We start from the raw sequence: 668 nt of genomic DNA, 5'->3' as shown, positions 1-668 counted from the left end.
TTCCGCTATATAGGAGGAAAGAGATGAAAAAACGTACTTTGGTTTGGCTAGTTATAGCCCTTGTAGTATTTGGAGGAGGCGCATGGATGGCACAGGAAACAAATCTATTTGGAGGAATAACTCTGAGCCCACGGGCTAAGCAGTTGGCTTATCTGAAGGAGCATGAAGAGGAAATGGCGAACTTCGTTAAATCTTGGAATTCAAAAGTTGAGAGTGTCCAATTTGATTGGGATAGTATGGAAGTTGGTCAGGTAGGAAATGGAACTCCTCAAGGCGGAGGTTATATGATGACAGTGAACGGTAGAATCAATAATAATAAGGATACTAAATTTACATTAGGTTTTCCACTAAAACGTAATTTAAATGAAATCCCTGAGAAACTTGTTATTATTCAAATGCAACCAATAAGAATTTTGAAAGGAAATTTATGGGATCTTTATGACTAACAGTAACTTAAAAACCTTTGATAATTTTTACTCAAATTTAATATTACTCATTCTCTACCAACTTAGAATACTTGCTAAAAGTATTTTTTTTTTACATTCATGATATAATATACTTAGATTCCGCTATATAGGAGGAAAGAGATGAAAAAACGTACTTTACTTTGGCTAGTTATAGCCCTTGTAGTATTTGGAGGAGGCGCATGGATGGCACAGAAAACAAAT

1 protein-coding gene is annotated in these 668 nt (G+C 35.0%); it reads left to right on the top strand.

Features of this window, described 5'->3' with window-relative positions; translation table 11 throughout:
* The first annotated feature begins 23 nt into the window (after positions 1-23).
* The gene (locus tag GMD4S_RS09930; protein ID WP_000747477.1) at positions 24-446 is read left to right on the top strand and encodes a hypothetical protein; all 423 of its coding nucleotides are present in this window, start codon (positions 24-26) and stop codon (positions 444-446) included.
* Positions 447-668 lie beyond the last annotated feature (222 nt).

It is taken from the genome of Streptococcus sp. GMD4S (genome assembly GCF_000296955.1).
Note: the sequence above shows the minus strand (reverse complement) of the source record. Positions and strands in the feature narration are given on the sequence as shown.